This window comes from Legionella antarctica, assembly GCF_011764505.1.
In the GTDB taxonomy this organism is placed as follows: Bacteria; Pseudomonadota; Gammaproteobacteria; order Legionellales; family Legionellaceae; genus Legionella; species Legionella antarctica.
In genome coordinates, this window is record NZ_AP022839.1 from 987,808 (window position 1) to 1,011,357 (window position 23,550).

Sequence of the window (23,550 nt, forward strand, 5' to 3'; positions counted from 1 at the left end):
TGCCTCATAAATACCCCTGATGTTTCCAATGGCTTACTGTAAATAATCAATTAATTTGAGCGAGATCATTATGCCAAAACTTAATTTAAAAAAAAGAACGGCCGTTAATAAAACTGGCGAAGCTGTCGAAGCAAAAGAAAAATTTATCAAACGGGTTGTTCATAGGAGTGCTCTTTCAACCAACAATATCAGGGATGAACCGTTTGATATGGATAAGTCGAAACAAGAAAGCAATGATGCTCTGGCAGCATTAGGTGTGGATGATGGTTTGCAATCAATGCTTGCTGCTCAAATGCTATCTATTCATGATTTACAGCAAAGGACAATGATGCATGCTATTGCTTGTGATGGTTTGGAGCTAAAGGAATCATATATTAATTTAGCGGTAAAACTGACAAATTGCTTTACGCAACAAGCTAACACGCTTGCAAAACTACAGGGGGTTGGTGGGCAAAAAATTATTGTTGAGCGTGTAGACGTCCATCAGGGCGGCCAAGCAGTAGTAGGAAATATTCAAGGGGGTATGGGTAATAAGGAAAAAACATGAAAACAACCTCAAGAACCGAGAGTAAACATTATGCTTTTGAGAGTGCTCCACGCTGTGGCGCACGTACAAAAGGAAACTATGGCAAGCCCTGCCGTTGCCCTGCGATTAAAGGTAAAGCTCGATGTCGTGTTCATGGTGGTGCTAAAGGATCCGGCGCTCCAAGGTACAACCTTAATGCTTTGAAGCATGGCGAAACAACTGCTGAAGCCAAAGCATTCAAGGCTGAGGTAAGGGATGCTATTCAAATAAGTAAGTTATTTCTCCACGAGCTTTGTTGATCCTTTTATGGTTTTCATCGTCTCAATACTCCATAATCATTTTCAGCTGAATAATCTTTTGGGTGACTGCTGAAAGAAGCCCATACATAGAAAACTGCAATGGCGATCAATACTACTGCCCCTATTTTATCTTTAAAATTTTCCATCTAACTATCCTCAACAAAGCTTCGCTTTCAACAGCGAAAGTTAGTGTAATCAAATTTTTTTAATCATTGCATTCTCGCTTAACGATAAGTACGAGGTGCAGAGTTACGATAGTTGCTTGTTATATCTCTGCTATTGCCAGGGTGGTTTATATTATTTTCCAGACCCCTGCGCGTGTAGGTATCATTATTTTCACGCGCTATCTCTTTTTGTATATTGTATGAGTCTCGCGCTTCTTGCGGTGTTTGTAAAAGTGGCTCAAATGGAGACGCGTAGCTGTTCAAGCAGCATATTGACATTAAAGTAAGGCATAACTTTTTCATATTTAAATATCCTGTTGGTTTAAAAACACTCGATAAAACTATGCAAGGTTCTAGGCTGGTAATGTTTTGAGGCTGGGCATCTTGCAGGGAAAAACCATCCACTCAAAAATGGTCTTAATTTAACCAAAAAACAGTATCCTGTCAGAATCGCCGGGTAAGTGTCTGCCACTGAGCCCGGACTAATCCGAGCCGCGCGCGTCAGCAAGCGGAATTATCTCGAGATGCTTATGTGGTGCATGGAACCTGCCGCACTTTAAGTAAGATTAATTCAGCCAATGATGGCATTTCAAATTTTTTAGTCACCCTATCGTAAATATACTGATAAACGTTAACTTTCAGTTTTCTGGCCGTCTGTACAATCGTGGCAAACGTATCCTTTGATTTGGTGCCATTTTGGGAGACCGTTTGGAGATTGATGTCGCGTATCCTTGCTTGAAACCGTGTCCCTAATTCAGAGGCATTGTTGTGCAATGGCAGAAATGGATGGTCTAACACCAATAATAACGCTTGTTTTTTAGCACGTGTCTTTGCAATGCGTTGATCTAAAACATCATAGCCTGTCGTGGTTGCGAACAAAGTATCAAATTGCATTGATAGTTGTTGGGCCATTGATTGAGATGGAGCCGTCTTGTAAGTCAATAATGCATGGTAGAAATCCCATAATTGCTCAAGAAATACAGCCAATATATTCTGATTCATATCTGAGAATGGAGTGAGTTTTTTATAATGACGACCTTCATGGATCCAGCACAGCGCATGATGTAGGGCCAATTTATTAAACTGAGGCGCATCATCTGTCATTAAATAATGGATGAAGTATTTCGAGTGCTGATAATAGGCAAGAGCTGCTGACTCAAGAATTATGCGTCGATTCGTGCTGTGTTTTTTTGGATTTGGAAAAAGTGTTCCCATCAAACTATCGATTGATTCACGTGTGAGGGGTTGTGCATGCAGCATTGGTTTAATTTGATCCAACCATTTTTTTGCGAGACCAAACTCATCCATTAACTCATAAGCCTCCTGATTAAACATAAACTTTAATTGGTCTCGACACAGCAACTCCAATAAGGTCAAGCGATCTTTTTTACGACGAGTGAAGTATGCTGTAAAAAAGTCATTACATAAAACATGGGTGTAGTGATTTTTGCCGTTAACACGACTGCCTGTGTCATCCATCTGCTGGTACAAGCCTGCGTTGCTACCGGCATCGACAATATCTTCTTTTTCCTGATGAAAAATATCATTGCCTTCTGTCAGCATGGAAGCAATTTTACCATGTGATATTTGAATACCACATGTTTTTAAAAAGCGCTCAATGGCGCTCTCCGTCATCCCTGCATCACGGTATAATGTGATGACCAGCGCTTTAACCCCAGGACCAAATTCACTGCCCTTATATTCGCCAGGAATCGGCGCAATAAAGGTTTTTTTCAAAGATGGTGAGTAATACGTTTCCAGCTTGAATTCAACATTATCCGTGATGATTTTTAGATCCTGGATGATTCGAATCTCAAAACCCTTGAACTTGGCGTCATCTGGCAGCGTTGCTTTGTCCAGAGCAATCGTAACACGTCTATCAATACGTACGTTTTTTTTGTCTTTGCCTGTGTTTTTATTGTTCCCTTTACCACGTTTATTGCGATCTCCTTCAGATGAATGATTGGAATTGCCTGTATTATCGCCATTGCTACCTTTGGATTGACCGCGAATATTAGGTTTGCCCTGTTCACCCTTAAGGCGGTTTATCTCATCACGTAATACTTGGTTTTCCTCTCTGAGCAAAGCATTGTCATGGGTCACGATTACTAGCCCACCCTCTGGCCACTCAAAGTAGCCCACTTAGGGTAAATTTTTTTAACTCACTTGTCATCTACTAAATTAAATTTCGGTATAAATTTTTTCCTGTATGACTCCCCATCAAGAACAATTCGATAAGCTTTATTTACGATACGATCTAATGCTGCGTTTGCCATAACCGGATCATAAAATAGCTCCATCCATCCTTCTATTTTACGGTTAGTAGTTATAATTAGCATAGAGTTTACATGGATAGCTGCTATTAAATCATACAGATCAGTGGACTGTTCTGGCGATAATGCTTTCAGCCCGAAGTCATCTAAAATAAGCACATCGTATCGTGAGTAACGTTTAAAAAGCGCAGTCCATGTTTCATCCGCTCTTGCTTGGTGGAACTGATTTAACAGTTCATTCGCTCTTATAAAGCAGACTTTTTTATGTCGTTGACATGCCATTAGACCCAGGGCTTGAGCCAGGTGAGTCTTTCCGGTGCCAACAGGTCCCATGATGATGACATGGTTTTTTTCTTTGATAAACTTCCCTGTCATCAGGGTGCGGATGGCTTGTGTGACTTGTGTTGAATATCGAGCCAGTTCAAAATTTTCAAAACACTGAGGCTCCTCAAATCGAGCTTGCCTTACACGCCCAGCAAGCAATTTTTGTTGACGAGCCTCATCCTCATCCTGAAACAACATTGAGAGCAACTCTTCATAAGAGAGGGACGCTGCGCGAGCCTGTTCTACTCTTGCTAGCAGTGTGTCTGGGATCCCTGTCAAACGTAGTTTTTTTGCAAGCTCTAACATATTGATATCACTCATAATGAGCCTCCATCGTTGAGCTGTAATCACTTGCTGCGCGAATATAGGCAAAGTTCTCATGATTGGCCGAGCGCTTAGTGGAGAATGTTCTCGTGTCTTTTTTATCCAGGCCTTCCGTGAGGATTTTTTTCAATGATTGATGAGTATAATTATCAAATAAAATCGCGCGTAAACATGCATTTTCAAGGCGCTCATTACCGTATTCCTCAACCAAGCGGATGATAGCCTGGGCTTTTCTTAAGCTCGTTCTAGAGCCTTCAGCCAGTACCTTTGTGACCATTTCCTCCGTTGCCTGACCAATTGCTTTGGCCGCTTCAATACAAACGCCAGCAGTATTTTCTAAGTAATACTTTGCAGAATTATGGTAGTCATTGGGATCCGTTTCCCACTGTCCACGCCCGTAGTTACGAATATGGGTCTTAATCAAAGCATGATTCACATAGGCCTGAACGGTCTTCAAGCCAACTCTAATTTTAACCTTTGTCCCGATATGTATCGTTGGCACAGAATAAAAATTACCAGCAACAACAAAATGATGGTCACGATGAACTTGAGCATCCATCCAAATGGGCATATCAAAAGCGCCTGCTGGCAGTGGGTTTAATAAATTAAATTCTTCATTTTTAAATACGTCAATTGGCTTTTCACCAGTGGTACTGCAGATGACGTGCGATACCTTATTAGCGCACCAATCACGTGCAAAGGCGTTCATCGAGGCCAAATCATCATAGGTTATCCCCGCGATAACCTGTTCTTTTACCAATTGAACACTACGCTCAACCTTCCCCTTGTGCTCGGGCGTTCGAGCCTTCGCCGGATCGGCTATAAAGTCATAAAAGCGAGATAACTCTGCATAGGTTTCATTGACCGTTGGATCATAAATATGTGCTTTAATAATTCCCGATTTCAAATTGTCTAAAAGAATGCAGTTGGGCACGCCTCCAAAAAAATGAAAGGCATTGATATGGCTTTGCGCCCATGATTGCTGATTTTGAGAATGTACAAACTCAACATATCGATACCGACTATGTGATAACGTCATAATAAAAGCGTATGTTTTTTTATTATTGATAAACCCAACAAACGCATAGTCAACTTGTGCTTCATGCCCAGGCTTTGTTAACAAATGTACCGTAGCCTTAGGCAACGAGGGGAAATGACGTTCAATATAACGACTAAGACTTCTTCGACTGCTAACAAGACCATTATCGCTTAAAATTCGGTGTATCTGCATATGGGTAATCCACTTCTCAGTGAGGAGTGATGCTATTTTTTCGTGATGCGCCTCAAGTTCTTTTTCTGATTTATTGGGTCTGTTGTTGGCTGTAGTATTAACGATTTTATTATGTATCTGCAAAGCGATAACTTCGAGCTCATCATTGGAAATATCCTCCTGATAACCCAAATCCTTGGCCATTGAAACGTACTTGCGTATGCTCATTCGTGAAACGCTTAGAGACTTTTCAATATTGCGTTGAGTCATCCCTTTTTTGTGCTGATATAGCACCTCTCTAATTTCTGCCATTGTTTTAATCCTCATCTCATAACAAATCCGTTAGTTATTGGTAATGACCAAACTAACACTGTTTATTTGCTACTCAAAGTGGGACTCAGAGATGGCCATGGAGTGGGCCATTAATCGTGGCCAAACCCGACCTTTAGTGGGCTAGTAATCGTGGCCCATGACAAGCATTTTCTTCGGCAAGCATTTCGACCAAATTAACCAATACCTTAATGATAGTCACGGCCTTTTTGTCGGCAAGACTATCGATATCTTTTGTTAACTCATCTAAAACTTGTTTGATTTCTTGGCGTTTCATCATCTACCACTGCGTTACTAATGCTGATACGGCAATCATAACATGACTTTTTTTGAACGCATTTTTCGAGTTTTAACGCCACTAAGGGCTAAGAAAAAATCTGACCTCAGGAGGGAGATGTTTTATTAGTGAAAGGGGCTACATTGTGATCTTGGGGATCTTAGGGCATGCATATTGCATGACTTACGTTTGATATGGAAAAACATCAGTTTTACAGAAAAACCGTGTCAATAGGTATTTTGAATATTTTTAAAGAATTCCGCTTGCTGACGCGCGCGGCTCGGATTAATCCGGACTCAGTGGCAGACACTTACCCGGCGATTCTGACAGGATACAAAATTTCGAATTCAATTGCTACAATAATGCTGATTCTTGCTACCAACCAAGCCACTTCAATGAACCTGAAGCAAGGACATTTTTTATTTGAAATGGGTACGTTTAGTGCCACTCAAGGTGAAGCACAAAATATAGAGATCAATGGGTTAATAGGTGATAGATTTAATGTGAGTGATCGCCATGATAGCAACGTATTATTTGGATTAGGCTATCTTATCGATGGCTTTAAACTTGATAAATTTAACCTAAATTACGGAGTAAATGCCTTCTACCTTGCCAAAACGAAGGTATCTGGAACAATTGACCAAGAGCTGCTGTTCACCAATTTAGCATACAATTATCAGGTCATGCATTTACCTGTTTATGCATTAACTAAAGCTGAGCTTCCTACCAAATCAGATAAACTTGCGGTTACTTTTGACGCAGGAGTTGGCCCTAATTTTATGAGCACCAGCAATTACCATGATTGGTCCTTAGATGGAGGAATGACCTTACCTGATAATGCTTTTTTAGGTCGTTCTAAAGTTACTTTAAGCGCCATGGCAGGAATAGGATTAAAGTTCACTCCAACCACAGGTCATGCACCATTTGAGTGTGGCTATCGATTCTTTTATTTAGGTGAAGGTGATTTCAATGCCCGTACCAATCAAATACGAAATACCCTTAAAACTGGCACTAACTATGCCCAGGCCTTAATTTGTACTGTGACTGCCTAACTACTCCATAGTTAGTTCTATAAGGAACACATCATGAAACGTTTTTTTCTAACCGCAACGCTACTGTTATCACTTTTTATATCTTCTTTATGCACAGCGATTACTGCTCCGTTATTTAATGTTGTTACGACAAATAAGGGACTGACTATTACCTCAGTTGTCCCCAATCATTTATATCCGGCTGCAGGAATAAAAATTAATACTCCAGGATACTCACTAGCATATCCTGGCCAAGAATGCAGTCCGGCAAGCAATGGATTTTGTTTGTTTCCCGTAAGCAGTAATACCCCCCGAACAATAACGATAAGGGGAAGTATTGATGGTGAAATAAGCATAACATTATGCTTGAATGGTTCTGGTGCTTTATCCTGCCAAAAGTATACAGTGCAAATTTCCGTATTAAAATTTGCCTATATAACTGATGCTATTAATGCCCTGTTAAAATGTGTTGTGGACGGTGAAACTGGTAACTTTAGTGACTGCCAGGACACAGGAGTAACTGGACTGCAAGTCCCGCGTGGCATAGCTTTTAATCCCTCGGGAACATTGATTTACATAGTAAATGCTGCCTCAAATGAAATCAAAAAATGTGCGGTTGACCCTGTAACAGGTGATTTAAATAATTGTGTTAATTTTGCAAATATAGGGCTAAGCAGCCCCACAGATATTACCCTGAACCCTGAAGGCACCTATATTTACATAGGAAACTTTAATACATCTGATATTACTAAATGCACTGTTGACTCTGTTGCGGGTAATTTAACTGCTTGTATTAACATAGATTCTCTAGACTTGAATACTCCGCGTGGTATTGCCCTTAATCCTACTGGAACAATGTTTTATCCATCTAATTTTTTTAGTAATTCGGTTTCAAAATGTATCGTAGAACCGGTTACCGGGCTTATAACCAATTGTTTTGATTCAGGAATCAATTTTAATGGCCCCTATGGTATTGTATTCAACTCTGCAGGCACATTTGTATATATAAACAACAATATCGTTAATGGCACCACAAAATGTGAGGTTGAATCCGTATCGGGCGACCTGATTAACTGTATAAATTTTGCGAATATGGCAAATAATTTACGTGATATTACATTAAACTCTGAAGAGACATTTGCTTACATCACAGCTTTAAGCCCCGCCAGCGTTCAGAAGTGTTCTATTGCACCAGGAACAGGAAATTTAAGTAATTGTACTATTATTTTAGAGGCGCCAACTATTTCACTTCCCCAGAGTATAAAACTTAACTAAACGGGTACTTGGTCTTTAATATTACGGAGGTCATGTTTGGAGCTTTGTTCATCCTGGCACATAATCAATCGATTAAGTGCCAGGATAGATTAAAAACTGTATAAAACCTGGTAACAATAATTATTGTTAGCTATTCATTTCACTCATGTTACTCATATAGTCTTGCAGTTTGACTAAAAAGCATTAGAATTTTGTCCTTAATTTTAGGGAGGGAATTAAATGGATATGCTTGGTATTTATAGTTATAATTTGATTTTCCAAAACAAATATGCAAATAAAAGAGATAGCCTGTGGTGATATTAAAACCAATTCTGTATTGTCTAGCCTGAAATAGAATGCACGACTATTCAATTTAGAACGCATTTCAGATATAAATTTAATTCAATATAAATTTTGTTATTTATTTGGGTTCCAATTTTGATATCGCTGCATTGATTTTGTTATAAAAATCCTGCAGCGGGTTCATAGGCTCAATGAGTTTTTGAACGTTTATAAGTTCAAAAAGAACCGGGTACCCTTTTTCATGCAACTGAGACCAGTATCTGGCACTTATTTGCAGATTTTTATAGTTTTCTGAGGTAACGTCTTCACCTAATTTTTTGGCTAACACATAAACCGCTATATCATCACCTTTAATAGCGAGTGATTCTAACCTCGCAATGTATTCCTGGGGCTTTTCTTTACTATTGGGCTTGTAGTCTGGTGAGTTCATACCATTGTCCAAGCTTGTAATGCTCCGTTTAAACAGAGCAAACAGTTTTGAATGCTGTCTATAAAATATTGAAGTGAATTTTTTCAATTCCCATCTTTTTGAGTCTAACTCGGTATCCACATAATCATCAACGTTAGCCGATGCAACGATTTCTCGTTCCTGTTTTTTAATTTCCCTCTCTAAAATATATTTCCATTTTTCTAAACCAGATATTTTTAAATTTTTTAGTTGAGGCATTAATTGAAGCATAGGTTCTATTTCTTCTTTCTTAATATAAGCTAAACCGAGATCAATGCTGGTTACTTTCTTAAGGTCAGTACCATAATGATTGAACATTAAAAGAGGATTGGCATGTAAAGATAAATTGAGATGGCCTTCTCTTATTTTAGGAAAGTGACTCACTTTTCTTGTTAGGAGATAGACTAAATTACTATCATTTAATTTACTGGGATGATATTGAGCATTCCAGCCAATTTTTTTTGCATTCTTACGAGTAATCAGAACTTCATTTTCACCACCTAAGACCATCAGATCTGCTACCCGATGTGCCTGTTGGAAAATTTCCAAAGCTTCAAACGTATTGTTGATGACCAAGCGAGTGATTGAACCACTTGCGATAATGACCACCAAAGCATGCTTCATGTTGTTTTGAAATTTCTCTTCTTCAACTATCTTTTCTAAAGAATGAGCTTGCCCTATTTTAAATACGTATCCGGGAAATTTCGTTTGTGCTGCGCGTATATTTTGCTCATTCGGGTCTATCCCTATAGCCCTAAATTTTACTGGGAGAGTTTGCATCATTTTCATAGTGAGATCCAGACAATCACCCAAACCTGTACCTATATCTAGTAACAGCACATCAGGGTTTGATTGTTTTTGCATGAAGTTTAAAACATCATTTGCAATAGATTGCCTTATCATCTCATAATTATTATGGGTGTAAATCAGCATGCAAAAATGACCCCCTTTTAGGGTAAATCAGCATCCAATTTTGACCCTCTAAAATCGAGTAAAACGTGTACTCTAGATTTTAATAATCTAGAGGGAATTAGAGGATGTTGATCATGGAAACAGAAGCAAAAATTAGGCGCATGTTTCATGTGCAAAAATTAACTATTGCGGAAATTGTTCGCACAACAGGATTATCGCGTAATACAGTTAGACGGGTAATCCGAGCAGAAAAGTCTGGGAAAAATTATCAACGCTCCATTCAACCACTACCTGCACTGAATATCTTCAAAGAGACGTTGGTATCATGGTTGAACAACGACCACAAGTTATCGAAAAAGGAACGCCGTAGTGCAATGAAGTACTACACTCAACTAAAAGAAAGTGGCTATTGCGGTTCTTATGATAGTGTCCAGCGTTTTGTTAAAGTATGGCGCTGTACGAGTCGAGAGTCATTAAAAGCCTATATTCCACAATACTATCATCCCGGAGAGGCCTATCAGTTTGATTGGAGTGAAGAAACTGTAGAGCTTGCAGGCGTTGTTCAAAAAATCAAAGTAGCTCAATTTCGTTTAAGCTACAGCCGTAAATTTTTTCTTGTAGCATATCCTCGAGAAACTCAAGAAATGTTATTTGATGCGCATAATTTAGCCTTCAAATTTTTTGGTGGCTTAACGCTAAGAGGTATTTATGACAACATGAAAACGGCGGTAGATAGTGTTTTCAAGGGTAAGGAGCGTGCTTTTAACCGGCGATTTTTGGCATTAATGGATCATTACTTAATTGAACCTACAGCCTGCAATCCCGCAGCCGGATGGGAAAAGGGGCAGATTGAAAATCAAGTTGATAATGTACGTGACTGGGTATTTAAACCACGTCTTAAATATGAAACCTTGTCGTTATTAAATGAACATCTTCAGCAGCAATGCCAATTATTGGCCGAGAAAAGGCATCACCCAGAACAACAAGAACTAACTGTTGACGCTGTATTTCAAGAAGAAAGAACTCATTTTAGAGCGTTAAATCATCCATTTGATGGGTATAAAGAAGTTTCAACTCTAGTACATTCAACCTGCTTGATTCATTGCGATAGAAATCGTTATAGCGTTGATTGTGCCTATGCCAACCAGATGGTGACGCTCAGGATATACGCATTAACTATAGAGGTATTTTCAGGTAATGAGTCCATCGGTTGCCACCAACGCACCTTTGGCCGCAATAAAACACTGTTTAATCCATGGCATTATTTACCTTTACTGGAGCGCAAGCCAGGGGCATTACGCAATGGTGCTCCATTCAAAGACTGGCAATTACCACCAGCCATTTTAAAAATCAAAAGCATTCTCATGAAGCGCCGTGGTGGTGACAGAGAATGCGTTGAGGTGCTGTTGGCAATGAGTGAGCATGGCATTGAGGCGGTGAGTGTAGCCTGTGAATTAGCGCTAACAGAGCAGGTGGTTAGCCGTGATTATATTCTTAATGCGTTGCATCGATTACGGCCTACAGCACTTCCTCAAGCAACGACAATGCCCGCTGGATTAATCTTAAAGGAAGAACCCACAAGTAATTGTCATAAATATAATTTACTCTTAACGGGAGCAAATCATGCCATTCACTAAATTATCTGAGTTGCTTAAGATATTAAAATTACAAGGCATGTTAGATAGGTTGCTAGCCTATGAAGAGTCGAAGCCTTTGGTGAAACTAACTCATTATGAGTGGTTATCTATGCTATTAGAAGCAGAACAAATAACACGCAAAACGCGTGCTATTAATTATCAACTGAGTGTCGCAAAATTCCCGGTCAATCGTAATTTAAGCCAATTTGATTTTACGCAACATCCTGTTAATGAAGAAGAAATAAGTTTATTGCACGCAGGGAGCTTTGTTGATGCTGGGCGCAATATTATTTTTGTGGGTGGCACGGGCTCTGGTAAAACGCACTTAGCTATTGCTATAGCAACTAATTTAATTAAGCAAGGAAAGCGGGCTTGTTTTTATAATGTTGTTGATCTGGTCAACAAATTAGAACAAGAAAAAAAACAAGTTAATACAGGACGGCTAGCTAATCGCCTGCAAAATTTTGATGCTATTGTCCTGGATGAGCTTGGATATTTACCATTTTCTGAAGCGGGCGGAGCTCTGTTGTTTCATTTAGTTAGCAAATTATATGAAAAAACATCATTAATCATTACAACAAACTTAAATTTTGGTGAATGGCCAAAGGTGTTTTGTGATACAAAAATGACCGCAGCCATGCTGGACAGATTGACTCATCATTGCTCTATTGTTGAGACTGGAAATGAAAGTTATCGCTTTAAAAATCGAAGCTAAAACAGTAAAGTAAATAATCAATGTGATATGTTTTTGAGGGTCAATTTTGGATGCGGTTTGAGGGTCAAAATTGGATGCTGATTGACAATTATGGGTATTTATGTCATATAGCTGCAAATTATTAAACGCTGTAACAGGTAAAGCGGACAACCTAGGACGCAAAAATGCAGCTTCTGGATAAATATCTGCAAGTTGAAACAAAGGCTTTATTTTTTCAAAAGTTTCGGGTTCTAGCTGGGATAGACTTAACTCCCCAGATCGATCAGTCATTTGTACAATAATTCCGAGGGCTTTAAGAGGATCACTCTTCATATCGAACACTGTAAACAGTTCTGATTTAGAGACTTTATTATGTGTTGATGATCTGATCGAATGAGTGGTAATTCCAATACTATCATCCATCAGTTGATGTAAAAAAAGTTCCTCTTTATTTAACGGCTGAATAGCAACAATAACCGCATCAATGACATCATCTACCACTTTCATAAGAATTTAGTTTCTATTTTAAAACTGAAGCCCTTATGCTGGATCAACTGATGGAACAAACGGGAATTCCTCATTAGGATCTTGCATTGCATAATCTTTACAGGCTTGAGCGAATTTAACTTCTTCTTTATAAAATCCATAAAGTTTAAGTGCTGTAAATCCGGTACTTACCATAAAGAGTCCCACACCTAGGGGACTAGCCAAAAACAGGGCTGCAGAGGCTGAAATTGCCATGACCAACAACCCCATCATTGCATCATGAAATAGAATACTTTCATACGCTTTGAGCAGGAAAGAATAATTAATTTTATCTGGGTTCATCGATATGTGGGCCGCGTTAAGCACCTGATCTGCCTTTAATAACTGCCCATTAAAAGAACCATAAGTTTGATTTTCATTCTTATACGCAAAGAGATAGCGGAGATTTTGTACTCGTTTGAGCTGTACATTCAATTGAGATAAATGTTCTTCTTTTAGCTCTGGTTCCACCTCAACTTCTTCTATTCTGTGCCGTAGTAAATATTCCATATCTCGAATGCGATGCATTACCTCTGCTACCAAATCATAAGTATCATCTGTTCTTTTCTCATCCAAAGCTTCTTGTTCAGTGACCTGGATGGAAGATCCCCAAAATAAAGAATTAGTGCCCCACTCCCGGTTAAAATAGACATTGCCTGTACTTCTGGAAATGGTTTTTTGGGGCTCACCAGTACTGATTAAACGTATTGGAGGTAATGAAAGTGAAGAAAAACGTGGAAATGCCGTTGTCGCTCTATTGCTTATAAGCTGATTTCTTATTTTCTCAGGGATAATGTGATTTCGGGTTAATACTTCTAAAGAATTATCTTTACAAGTATAAGAATCACTACTATCCAACCCATTCATTGTAAGTTTCATAGTAAAATGGAACGGTTTTAATCGAGGCATTCTTCCTTCGGCTGCAGCCTTTGCTTTCTCTGCAATATAGCGAGTATGGCCATTAGGCTCTATCCCTTTAAGGGTCAACTCCAAATTAAGCTCGCTAATCACGTCTTCCTGGGTTTTCATCATTTGATGATAATCTTGAAGTGTTTGTGCAAATTGCTCTGGAGTGACTGCAAAGCTAATACCACGTAATCCATCTCCATCAAGATTACGCATAGCTTCTTGCTTAAGAATCCCATGTCCGTCTTGCAGATCAACATTAAAACCAAGAACGTGTTTTAAACCTTTCAAAAATGGATTTGTCGTTGTACTGGGTTGACTGTAAAATCCGACGCTGTCTACTACTTCAATAGAAGTATCATTCTCTTGCTGGGAAAAAATCAAACAAGAGTGGCCAAATGGATTAGCACCTGCATCAGCATCCATGACACAATAAGTAACATAATATTTTGGAAAACTCATACACCCCCATTTAATGCCCACGTTTAAATCAACATGTAACAAACAGCGACTAATATGCCCCATTATAAGACAATGTCATGTCTTTATACAACTAGTTAATAAAAATGAGGAGTTGAAGAAGAGTGTATAATATAAATGGTTTAAGTTTGGTGGTTTGGTCACCCTATTTTATTTTGACAAACCCAGAAAATTGATCTATTTTTTTACAATAAGACAAAAATAGAGACTTGAATGACATTTCAACCGCAGTTTTTTGTAGCTACAATAGATTTGAAAGAAAAAATCAAACATCAAGAACAACTTAAACCAGCGGATTTCACTATTTTATCCCATTTATTAACTGATGATCTTGAAGCGAGCTTATCTCTTTTACACGAATGCATTGTAGCTTTCCCTAAAGAATTTGTAAGAAATTTGGTTTGTCTTGAACCTGATAGATTGATTGAACACGAAATTCTCGCGCAACTCCAGGCAACTATAAAACTTGATAGGACGGTTGACGATGAAACAGACTCTTTTGGTTACGCTTTCACCCAGGTTCAGGCGGTCCTGAGCAGAGATTCTAAACAAGAGCTTCTTGAGGGTCGTTGTGAGAAGTTGTATTCAGAAACAAAAAATGAGATTTCCGGTTTTTTTGGTACTTTAATTGAAAATAAGGGACTAGAGGAAATCACATTTTCGCCAAAGGAAATTCTCCAACTCACAGGCTTTTATCAACAGCTTGCAGAAAACGAACCTTGGAAAAATAATGCACAACTGCTACAGGCGGTTTGCGAACAAAGAGGAATGGCTCTAATTTACACGCAACGAGCCCAAGAACTTATTGGTAATGTTATCAAAGAAGAAATAGATGTTTTATGTGATGCTGGAAAATTGGAAAAATTAGACCCTGTTAGCAAAAAAAATGGGGTAGGAATTTTCACCACAGGAGGAGTCGCTTCCGGAAAAGGAACCTGTCTTCAAAATATATCAGACTCTCTAAAAGAGCGTCGCCCAGTAGCAATCAATTGGAATGAGCTTGTTCATCATAATGCGGATAGACTCAAACCCTTCCTTTTACAGCCACAAAAAGATCCAATGAAATATTCCCAGTTTACCTATGAGGAATCATTGCTAATTAAAGAAAGAATAATGAAAATTATTGAACAACAAGGGAAAAAGTCTGGCTTTTACCCCCATTTTTTACATGATCAAACAAAACTGAAAGCCGATGAGCTCAAAGAGGCAAATCAACGATATGACGAGTTAATTATTACCGCCGTATCAACTGATGCAGCTTCTGCTATTGAAAGGGCTTTTGCTCGCGGAGAGAAAACAACCAGATATGAACATACTGAAGGGCTTTTAGGATCACATCAAGCAGTGCCTGGGGAATTGATTAAATCTTTAACTCAAGAAGAGTTAATTGGTAAAGGAAATATTAGCGTAGCCATGTATGATAATAATAGTCCATCCAGAATGTTAAGTATGTTTGCGTCAATTGATATGCAAAAAAAAGAGATTATTGTGTATGACGATGTGGCCATGCAAAACTGGATTAAAAAAGAAAATATTAATCCCAAAGCAAAAACAGAAGAGGAGCTCTATCTGGACAAGCCGGTGCGACAAACTGAATTGTATTTTCACCCAATGATACAACAGGGTTTCACTCTTGCTATTGTAGCTAAAGCAGAAATAGGCCAGACGATGACACCAGGAAATCAAGTGGAAGAAAACGCAAACGATAGGGGATTTACAACTCCTTAAACTATCCGTTTTAAGTATTCTATATTGAAATGAAGTATAACAATAAGTGCTATAATGAATTTTTAAAGGAGTGAATACTATGGTAAAAAACCCACCGCCAGACTCAAAGGCCTTGACCCGCCAGAAAAAATGGTCTTTTATAGAAACATCAAAAAAAATTATTAAAAATCAAGTATCTGGATCAGTAGAAAATGAACGCGAGTCAACAAGCCAGGGAGATAATTTAAGTGAAGGTGAACCTGTTTTAAAAGAGCTTCTGAAAACCCATTCGCCTAAGCTATAACTCAGCAGAAATCGATTAAGTATACGAAATCGAAGTTTCTGTAAGAAAGGAGTTTTGGTACTTACTTGGTTTCGTTGCAGTACAATCCAATTTCCGTCTAATTTCTTATTGGAATAGGCCTGTCAATTTATTTATTATTTAAATTTCTGTCGCTAATAGACTGTCTTAGGCTTTTTCTATTTTAGACAATACGCCTTCCATGCCATTTTCTGATACTTCTAAGAGTAGTGTCGATATATCAGCCTTTTTTAGCTTAAGGATATTTTGAGCAACTTCTCCTCGAACAGCAGCATTCTTTTGTAATTCGATCTGATCCAGTTCTGTGAACATATTTTGCATATTTTGGTTATAGTTTATGCTTTTTACTCCTTGTTGAATAAGACTTGGGATAGTCATCGTTAATGACTTATATTTCATCGCGTCCTTGTAATAAGAATCCGCGGTTGTTTTTCCACAAATACGTAATAATGCCAGTAAATTATTCGCCGTAAGACTAATATCTTCTTCAACAAATGTGACAATAATTGCATCAATATCAGTACATAAATTCGTAAGTCCCTTTAAAATTTGAATATTTTCAGGTTTGCTAAAATCAGCCCACTTCCTAAAGCCGGCCACTTGTTTATGAATGGTATTAAGTACATTATCTATCCATTTTAATTCATATGCGTCAATTTCCTTCTGGGTCCCATACTTATCAATAGTTAATAACACCTTATCATGTAGTCGCAGATGATCTCTGCCCAGGCCTTTTGCAGTAGTCCTGTGCGTTGGGTTCGTATTTTTTTTAGTTCTCATATACTGTTCGCCTACAACATTTTTATTGGCAACCACATCGATATATAATCCGTATTTTTTAAATAATTCGTTTTGTAAATTTCTGGCAAGACCTACTCCTTCACAGACGCTCATCACCAAAGTCAGGCGAGGTTTCGTATCAGGATTTTTAAACACATGACTTTTCAATATTCTCCCAAAATAGGCAGCTACTTCATCTAACTCATATATGTGTGCCTCTCCTGTACGCTTATCTAGCACGCAATGATCAAGTCCTTCTCGTCCATGGGCTGAGAAATATATTTTCGAATAATTAGTGATATTTTCAGGAAATTGACTTTCATCTTGCATGTCACCAAGGTTTATTCCTTCAGGTATTTTTATGAGTTCAACGGCCTTTTCATGGATCGTGAGGGTATCAATAACAGCTGTTACTTGATCTTGAGCCAGATTGATGTAAACAATTTTATCGTATTGAGAATGCACGGGATAATCCCATTAGTTGCCTCTTAGTCTATTATAGTACGTCCCACACTAAATTCAGGAGCTTCGCAAAGAATCTCGATACATACTTAAATAGTACAAAAGTAACAAAGCTAATAAATACTGTTCATGGGAACCCTGATGACTCAAGAGGTTTCAATACGTCACAAGAAAAGGTTGCGAGACATATATCAAGTTTTCAAATAAGGTCATCAGGGCATCTCTTACTAAACCAACATAGAGTCGCGAAGTTATACATTAAACAAATAATTTAGTGAAAACAAAACTTGATCCTGCTCTATTTTGGCTTTATGTGTGTAGTTTTGGCCTGGGAAATTACCATAATTTGATATATTTCCAAACCAGGTATGCGCATATTCCATACCAAAGTTTAAATTTTCATTCAAACTTATTAAAGTGCCAAAACCACCTTGGAATCCAGCCCTGGTTTGTCCAAAAGTACTGCTGCTATTGGCTAAAATACCACGGCCAGAAGTACTGGAATCATTTGTAAGCGACATATCCCATTTGGCAGCTTCAACTCCGGCCAAAAAGTAAGGTGTCGCTGTTCCAAATCGTTTACCTAAACGAACACTAAGACCATATTGAAAATCGTTTTTTAAATTAACATCCATGGTCGTGACGCCTGTCGTTGCAGATGTAGATAATCGAATCTGGGTATCATAACTATTGTACAAAAAATTGCCAACAAGAGCTGCATACAGGTCGTTGGAGAAGTATTTTTGAATACCTAAAAGACCTCCTCCTAAAAATGAATTTCCAGATGGTTTTGAGCCATGAATATCTAAACTACCATTACTTAAAGGGCTTGTAGCTTTGTAGTCTCCGCTATAAGCACCAATTCCCAAAGCACCACCAACAAACAAACTATATTCGGGTTGAGCTTGCATCTCACCCATTGTTCCGGCAAGAGAAACTGAACTAACAAGCAGAAGCGGAATTGTCATTTTTTTCATTTAAATATCCTTATTTCAAGATGATATGTTGCGAAGTCTATCTGTCTTAAATTTTTCTTGATGCCAGGACATCGATAAACCAAGCAAATGATTGTAGCAACAATTCTAAAGAAGTAAAACACAAACGGGTTTTACAATTCAGACATCTGCATTCCCTTCCATACTTAAGTAAAATGGAACAATTCGAATTGATCCCTGGACGTTGTACTAAAGATACTCTTTTATAACACCTCTCCTCAATAAAACTTTCAGAAGATTTTCTAAAGGTTCAGGAAAAAGGCCATGATTTCTACTGATATGGGTCCGCATGTCTGGAACAAAATTAAGGAAAAATAAGAGCTATTCATCCATCATTTATAGTTAAAAATTCACTCAAATTAACCTATTTAAACCTACTCAATACCGTATGAATAGTGATTGCTACTACGAATTGTCTTAGGTCATTTTACCACAACTCTATCAGAATGACTTATCCACAAGTCCACAGGTCAGGAGAGCTTCACTTTCTCGTATAGGCCTGTGGGCCTTGTGGGTAAGTCATGACGCTCTCATTTAGGGTTTATGGTCTTTTCCGGCCATAATACACCTCTGCGGGCGTTAAATAATTAAAGGACTGGTGAAGCCTTCGGTTATTATAATACTCAAAATACTCCGTTAAGGCCAGCTCAACCTCTTCAATTGTATCAAAATCATACCGGTAGATTTTTTCTTGCTTAACACTACGCCACAATCGCTCGATAAATATATTATCTAAATAACGTCCTCGCCCATCCATGCTGATAGAAATGTGGTGAGATTTTAGCGTATTTATCCAATCTTTTGAGGTAAATTGAGAACCCTGATCCGTGTTAAAGATCTCACAACGCGAATGCAGCAAAGCGTTTCTAAGCGCCTCAATACAAAATTCAGCCTCCATAGTAGGTGAAATAGCCCATCCAATCACATAACGACTATACCAGTCCATAATAGCTACTAAATACACATGCTTTCCTTTCATGCGGATGTAGGTGATATCTGCGGCCCAAACCTGATTTGGTTTGGTGATATCCACCTCTTTTAATAAATAAGGGAACACCTCATGCTCCTTATTGGGAACGCTTGTATTTGGCTTTGGGTAAACAGTCGATAACCCCATCATTTCCATCAACTTTTTTACTCGACGTTTACCAACAGGATAGCCTACTTCTTTTGACAGCCATCTTGCCCGCTTAATTTTACCTTCACATGGATACTGCAGATAGTGCTCATCAAGTAGCGCCATAAGCGCTTCATCTTCGACAGAAATGGGCTTGGCACTATAATAATAACTTGAAACAGGCAAGTCTAATAGCAAGCATTGTTCACGAATGGTGAGCTCGGCAAGAGGATCAATCATGACGCGCTTTTCATCCAGACTAAAGTTCATGCTTTTTTTTTAGCCAAGATAGCTGCGCTTGAAGTCGACCAATTTCTTGATATAATGCCTCAACAAGCTGCTCTTGGGACTTGGCTTCTTTTTCATTAGCCCCAGAGAATAAATCGTTAATGGCTTTGATGGCCGATTGCTTCCAAGTTTTTACCTGCGTTGCGTGAACACCGTATTCACTGGTAATTTGCGCTTGTGTGAGTTTCCCCTCAATCGCAGCTAGCGTTATTTTTGCCTTCTTGGCCGCCGTATAATAAGCTCGCTTTTTAGACATTTTATTCTCCTCTTTGTATTAAGAAGAATAGCTCTTAAAAAACCTTTTTTTGTGTCCAGAAAACCGCGCCTATATTACTACAGCATGGTATATAATTAAAATAAATTCGTTGGAATCTATAAAATGTTTCATTTAATTTCAGCAGACATTGAGGAGCAACAGACAAAATGTCTTGATATTATTATACCTTATGTAGAGTTTGAACATGAATTATTTCAGACTCAAACCATTCAAAGCCTGGAACAACTTGGAAAAGCTTATCGTATCTGGACTTGGAAGGAAAATAAGGAATTAAAACTTCAACGCGTCTATCCTAAAGATTTAGAAGTTGATCCAGCCAGGGATCCTTTATTTTTAATCTTTATGGCTATAAAAACGAATGCGCCTATCATGTTTGGTAGTGATGGGGCTTTTGGGAGTTTTCCTTATTGCGTCAGTATGGGCATAAACGAGTTGCTCGTTACTCGAGATCGTGTTGAACGATCTGAACATTGCTCTAACATTAAAAATTGTTTTAATACATTTATTTTTTTTAATCTTAATAAAGAACAACTCAACAAACAAAAAGAAACTGTAAATTCAGAGCTTGGCCCTATAGTCAGGATGTATGTAGACCCCGAAAAAGCAAAGCTAAGATTAGTACTTGGATGGGTCTTAAACTTATTTAGTCCGGCAAAAAAGATCATAAAAACTGAAGGTCAATTTCGCCATGAATTAATTGAAAAACTGGAACACTATATAAATAGAATTTCTAGCTATCATGGTGTTTATACCCATGGCTTTTTATTTTTTAAAAATTCACGCGCAACAAACAGACAGGTAAACCATCTCCTCTCGGAACAATTACTCAACCGACTTCAGAAAAATGAGCCCATTGAATCAGTTTTTAAAGACATTCAGGCACAGCGTGACGCAGTCTTGGTTCGTAACATGGGATTAAATAAATCCGATCTGGCCAAGTATTTAAATACGGGTATTCACAGTACAGAACTCAGCACGATTGTTAAGCAAGCGGATCAATACATCAAACAAACTGTGGACTCGCAATCCCCAGTTTTTAATCAGCGACCATAAGACTGTGCAATTTTCACTATTGATGGTTCAAAAAACTCTGATTTAGCCTCAAGAAATTCCTGGATAGATTTGGGAAAGAGCAGGTTCACCTGAGAGTCCTCTGGCAGGCAGTGTACTGCCTGCAATGATTAATGTAGGGTTGCAGGTGCTTTTTGCTCGCTTTGGCACAAACTACAAAACTGCAGTCTATAATCCTTGCGGATTGAGTAAATTTCGAGAAGCTTCATTATTGAATCCATATTTCGCTGCTCTTCATACAGGCTACATTTTTTGAGCTGTCCACTAGTACAACGTTTCACTGATTCTGTCCTGTTGCATTAAGGACAGGATACAGCTTTTTTAATTTAATTCTGGCATCCGCAGTTGTAAATTGCCAATCAATTGTTGCTTCCTCTGCGTTTCTTTCGCTGCCAGCCAAGGAAGCGAGGAACGAGCGAGGCTGGTAGTCCCTGGTAGCCTTAGAGCCGGATGTTTTGCCGCAGGCAAAATATAAGGCATCCGAAAAGGCGTCAGTCATTGGGGTAGCGTTGTTTTTGAACCCCGAATGGGGTGAAAAAACAAGCGGACACAGGACGGCCAGGGCCGCCGGAGGCATACTTGTCGCGTTTGCGAGTCGATTTCAGCCATGGATGGCTAAAATCAATCACGAGCTTAGCGACACTATCGGCTGGTTCCATTCGGATATTTCACGAACAAAGGTCTCTTTATCAGGAATCCGTCGATCAAGACATTGCCTGCTTAAATGGCTTAGTTCAATCTCAGCCATATTTAACCAGCTTCCATGCTTTGGCGTATAATGAATTTCAAGTTTATCCAAAATTCTTTTGGCTTCCACCGGCTCAAAAGCTTCATATAAGGATGAACCAGCATGAGTGTTCAAATTATCCATGATCAATATAATGATATCCGCTGAGGAGTAATGGGTATCGAGCAACTCTCTGATAAAGTGCGCCCAGTCAATTTTTTTACGCTGCTCCGTTACCTTTGTTGTTCGTTTTCCCTTTAAAGGCTCACAACTTAAAAAAATATTACACGTACCATTTCTTTCATATTCTGCATCATAACGTAAACTCTCACCTGGGCTTGCTGGAATTGGTGTTCTTGTTTCTTTGATCAACTGTTTACTTGTTTCATCCATACAAACAACGGGACGTTTTGAATCATAGGGTCGTTTATAAATATCCAAAACATCTTCCATTTTACAAACAAATTCAGCATTAGCCTCAGGGATACACCATTCTCTCTTTTGCCATGGCTTTATTTCGTTTTTTTTAAAACCCTACAAATTGTTGAAGGTGAAACACTGTCAATAATTTCCAACGCCACTAATTTATGTGCTAACAATTTTAGCGTCCACCGACTCCTAATATAGGCGCGGTTTTCTGGACACAAAAAAAGGTTTTTTAAGAGCTATTCTTCTTAATACAAAGAGGAGAATAAAATGTCTAAAAAGCGAGCTTATTATACGGCGGCCAAGAAGGCAAAAATAACGCTAGCTGCGATTGAGGGGAAACTCACACAAGCGCAAATTACCAGTGAATACGGTGTTCACGCAACGCAGGTAAAAACTTGGAAGCAATCGGCCATCAAAGCCATTAACGATTTATTCTCTGGGGCTAATGAAAAAGAAGCCAAGTCCCAAGAGCAGCTTGTTGAGGCATTATATCAAGAAATTGGTCGACTTCAAGCGCAGCTATCTTGGCTAAAAAAAAAGCATGAACTTTAGTCTGGATGAAAAGCGCGTCATGATTGATCCTCTTGCCGAGCTCACCATTCGTGAACAATGCTTGCTATTAGACTTGCCTGTTTCAAGTTATTATTATAGTGCCAAGCCCATTTCTGTCGAAGATGAAGCGCTTATGGCGCTACTTGATGAGCACTATCTGCAGTATCCATGTGAAGGTAAAATTAAGCGGGCAAGATGGCTGTCAAAAGAAGTAGGCTATCCTGTTGGTAAACGTCGAGTAAAAAAGTTGATGGAAATGATGGGGTTATCGACTGTTTACCCAAAGCCAAATACAAGCGTTCCCAATAAGGAGCATGAGGTGTTCCCTTATTTATTAAAAGAGGTGGATATCACCAAACCAAATCAGGTTTGGGCCGCAGATATCACCTACATCCGCATGAAAGGAAAGCATGTGTATTTAGTAGCTATTATGGACTGGTATAGTCGTTATGTGATTGGATGGGCTATTTCACCTACTATGGAGGCTGAATTTTGTATTGAGGCGCTTAGAAACGCTTTGCTGCATTCGCGTTGTGAGATCTTTAACACGGATCAGGGTTCTCAATTTACCTCAAAAGATTGGATAAATACGCTAAAATCTCACCACATTTCTATCAGCATGGATGGGCGAGGACGTTATTTAGATAATATATTTATCGAGCGATTGTGGCGTAGTGTTAAGCAAGAAAAAATCTACCGGTATGATTTTGATACAATTGAAGAGGTTGAGCTGGCCTTAACGGAGTATTTTGAGTATTATAATAACCGAAGGCTTCACCAGTCCTTTAATTATTTAACGCCCGCAGAGGTGTATTATGGCCGGAAAAGACCATAAACCCTAAATGAGAGCGTCATGACTTACCCACAAGGCCCACAGGCCTATACGAGAAAGTGAAGCTCTCCTGA

The 23,550-nt window shown here is 38.7% G+C and carries 24 protein-coding genes; 11 read left to right on the plus strand and 13 right to left on the minus strand.

Annotated elements, in window-relative coordinates; all coding sequences use genetic code 11:
• Positions 1-70: 70 nt before the first annotated feature.
• Both HRS36_RS04800 and HRS36_RS04805 read left to right on the plus strand, forming a co-directional pair.
• Positions 71-547: a hypothetical protein gene (locus HRS36_RS04800; RefSeq protein ID WP_173236444.1), complete on the plus strand. Its 477-nt coding sequence runs from the start codon at positions 71-73 to the stop codon at positions 545-547.
• Positions 544-825 carry an HGGxSTG domain-containing protein gene (locus tag HRS36_RS04805; RefSeq protein WP_173236445.1) on the plus strand — a complete coding sequence of 94 codons (282 nt, stop codon included), beginning with the start codon at positions 544-546 and terminating at the stop codon, positions 823-825. The genes HRS36_RS04800 and HRS36_RS04805 overlap by 4 nt, the downstream gene beginning before the upstream one ends.
• Positions 826-839: 14 nt before the next feature.
• On the opposite strand, the gene HRS36_RS18825 is transcribed toward HRS36_RS04805, so the two are convergent.
• The 5 genes from HRS36_RS18825 to HRS36_RS04825 form a co-directional block, all read right to left on the minus strand.
• Positions 840-971: a hypothetical protein gene (locus HRS36_RS18825; protein ID WP_267313933.1), complete on the minus strand. Its 132-nt coding sequence runs from the start codon at positions 969-971 to the stop codon at positions 840-842.
• A 546-nt stretch (positions 972-1,517) separates the two neighbouring features.
• A complete protein-coding gene (locus tag HRS36_RS04810; RefSeq protein ID WP_173236446.1) occupies positions 1,518-3,092 on the minus strand; it encodes an IS66 family transposase in 1,575 nt (524 codons plus the stop codon).
• A 59-nt stretch (positions 3,093-3,151) separates the two neighbouring features.
• Positions 3,152-3,907, minus strand: a complete 756-nt coding sequence (istB, locus tag HRS36_RS04815; protein WP_173235440.1) for an IS21-like element helper ATPase IstB — start codon at positions 3,905-3,907, stop codon at positions 3,152-3,154.
• Complete coding sequence (istA, locus tag HRS36_RS04820) at positions 3,900-5,447, minus strand: IS21 family transposase (RefSeq protein WP_173235442.1); 1,548 nt, start codon at positions 5,445-5,447, stop codon at positions 3,900-3,902. The genes istB (HRS36_RS04815) and istA (HRS36_RS04820) overlap by 8 nt, the downstream gene beginning before the upstream one ends.
• 118 nt (positions 5,448-5,565) lie before the next feature.
• Positions 5,566-5,730, minus strand: coding sequence for a hypothetical protein (locus HRS36_RS04825; RefSeq protein ID WP_173236447.1), 165 nt, complete (start codon positions 5,728-5,730; stop codon positions 5,566-5,568).
• 191 nt (positions 5,731-5,921) lie between these two features.
• On the opposite strand from HRS36_RS04825, the gene HRS36_RS04830 reads away from it, so the two are divergent.
• Both HRS36_RS04830 and HRS36_RS04835 read left to right on the plus strand, forming a co-directional pair.
• Positions 5,922-6,779, plus strand: coding sequence for a hypothetical protein (locus HRS36_RS04830; RefSeq protein ID WP_226905578.1), 858 nt, complete (start codon positions 5,922-5,924; stop codon positions 6,777-6,779).
• 33 nt (positions 6,780-6,812) lie between these two features.
• On the plus strand, positions 6,813-8,033 hold the full coding sequence (locus tag HRS36_RS04835) for a beta-propeller fold lactonase family protein (RefSeq protein ID WP_173236448.1): 1,221 nt from the start codon (positions 6,813-6,815) through the stop codon (positions 8,031-8,033).
• Between the two features lie 400 nt (positions 8,034-8,433).
• Here HRS36_RS04835 and HRS36_RS04840 read toward each other — a convergent pair whose 3' ends face one another.
• Complete coding sequence (locus HRS36_RS04840; protein WP_173236449.1) at positions 8,434-9,696, minus strand: class I SAM-dependent methyltransferase; 1,263 nt, start codon at positions 9,694-9,696, stop codon at positions 8,434-8,436.
• A gap of 104 nt (positions 9,697-9,800) precedes the next feature.
• Here HRS36_RS04840 and istA (HRS36_RS04845) point away from each other — a divergent pair, with 104 nt between their 5' ends.
• Together istA (HRS36_RS04845) and istB (HRS36_RS04850) are read left to right on the plus strand one after the other, a co-directional pair.
• Positions 9,801-11,312: an IS21 family transposase gene (gene istA / locus HRS36_RS04845; RefSeq protein ID WP_197933184.1), complete on the plus strand. Its 1,512-nt coding sequence runs from the start codon at positions 9,801-9,803 to the stop codon at positions 11,310-11,312.
• Positions 11,299-12,027 carry an IS21-like element helper ATPase IstB gene (gene istB / locus HRS36_RS04850; RefSeq protein WP_173235816.1) on the plus strand — a complete coding sequence of 243 codons (729 nt, stop codon included), beginning with the start codon at positions 11,299-11,301 and terminating at the stop codon, positions 12,025-12,027. The genes istA (HRS36_RS04845) and istB (HRS36_RS04850) overlap by 14 nt, the downstream gene beginning before the upstream one ends.
• 519 nt (positions 12,028-12,546) lie before the next feature.
• On the opposite strand, the gene HRS36_RS04855 is transcribed toward istB (HRS36_RS04850), so the two are convergent.
• Positions 12,547-13,899, minus strand: coding sequence for a hypothetical protein (locus HRS36_RS04855; RefSeq protein WP_173236450.1), 1,353 nt, complete (start codon positions 13,897-13,899; stop codon positions 12,547-12,549).
• A gap of 231 nt (positions 13,900-14,130) precedes the next feature.
• On the opposite strand from HRS36_RS04855, the gene HRS36_RS04860 reads away from it, so the two are divergent.
• Positions 14,131-15,645: a hypothetical protein gene (locus HRS36_RS04860; RefSeq protein ID WP_197933212.1), complete on the plus strand. Its 1,515-nt coding sequence runs from the start codon at positions 14,131-14,133 to the stop codon at positions 15,643-15,645.
• 79 nt (positions 15,646-15,724) lie between these two features.
• Positions 15,725-15,928, plus strand: coding sequence for a hypothetical protein (locus HRS36_RS04865; RefSeq protein ID WP_173236451.1), 204 nt, complete (start codon positions 15,725-15,727; stop codon positions 15,926-15,928).
• Between the two features lie 165 nt (positions 15,929-16,093).
• Here HRS36_RS04865 and HRS36_RS04870 read toward each other — a convergent pair whose 3' ends face one another.
• The 4 genes from HRS36_RS04870 to HRS36_RS04885 form a co-directional block, all read right to left on the minus strand.
• Positions 16,094-17,191, minus strand: a complete 1,098-nt coding sequence (locus HRS36_RS04870) for a hypothetical protein (RefSeq protein WP_173236452.1) — start codon at positions 17,189-17,191, stop codon at positions 16,094-16,096.
• A 248-nt stretch (positions 17,192-17,439) separates the two neighbouring features.
• Positions 17,440-18,165, minus strand: a complete 726-nt coding sequence (locus HRS36_RS04875) for an outer membrane protein (protein ID WP_173236453.1) — start codon at positions 18,163-18,165, stop codon at positions 17,440-17,442.
• Positions 18,166-18,724: 559 nt separating this feature from the next.
• Positions 18,725-19,570: an IS3 family transposase gene (locus HRS36_RS04880; RefSeq protein WP_173235473.1), complete on the minus strand. Its 846-nt coding sequence runs from the start codon at positions 19,568-19,570 to the stop codon at positions 18,725-18,727.
• On the minus strand, positions 19,560-19,844 hold the full coding sequence (locus HRS36_RS04885; protein WP_173235475.1) for a transposase: 285 nt from the start codon (positions 19,842-19,844) through the stop codon (positions 19,560-19,562). Before HRS36_RS04885 ends, HRS36_RS04880 begins: the two co-directional genes overlap by 11 nt.
• Positions 19,845-19,967: 123 nt before the next feature.
• Between HRS36_RS04885 and HRS36_RS04890 the strand changes: the two genes are divergently transcribed.
• Complete coding sequence (locus tag HRS36_RS04890; RefSeq protein ID WP_173236454.1) at positions 19,968-20,918, plus strand: hypothetical protein; 951 nt, start codon at positions 19,968-19,970, stop codon at positions 20,916-20,918.
• A gap of 295 nt (positions 20,919-21,213) precedes the next feature.
• Here HRS36_RS04890 and HRS36_RS04895 read toward each other — a convergent pair whose 3' ends face one another.
• Positions 21,214-21,435 (minus strand): hypothetical protein, encoded by a 222-nt coding sequence (locus HRS36_RS04895; protein ID WP_173236455.1) that lies wholly within the window; start codon positions 21,433-21,435, stop codon positions 21,214-21,216.
• Between the two features lie 126 nt (positions 21,436-21,561).
• Entirely contained in the window at positions 21,562-22,179 is a 618-nt protein-coding gene (locus HRS36_RS04900) for an IS630 family transposase (protein WP_173238459.1), read from the minus strand.
• 180 nt (positions 22,180-22,359) lie between these two features.
• On the opposite strand from HRS36_RS04900, the gene HRS36_RS04905 reads away from it, so the two are divergent.
• Positions 22,360-22,644 carry a transposase gene (locus HRS36_RS04905; protein WP_173235475.1) on the plus strand — a complete coding sequence of 95 codons (285 nt, stop codon included), beginning with the start codon at positions 22,360-22,362 and terminating at the stop codon, positions 22,642-22,644.
• Positions 22,634-23,479, plus strand: a complete 846-nt coding sequence (locus tag HRS36_RS04910; RefSeq protein WP_173235473.1) for an IS3 family transposase — start codon at positions 22,634-22,636, stop codon at positions 23,477-23,479. The genes HRS36_RS04905 and HRS36_RS04910 overlap by 11 nt, the downstream gene beginning before the upstream one ends.
• Positions 23,480-23,550 lie beyond the last annotated feature (71 nt).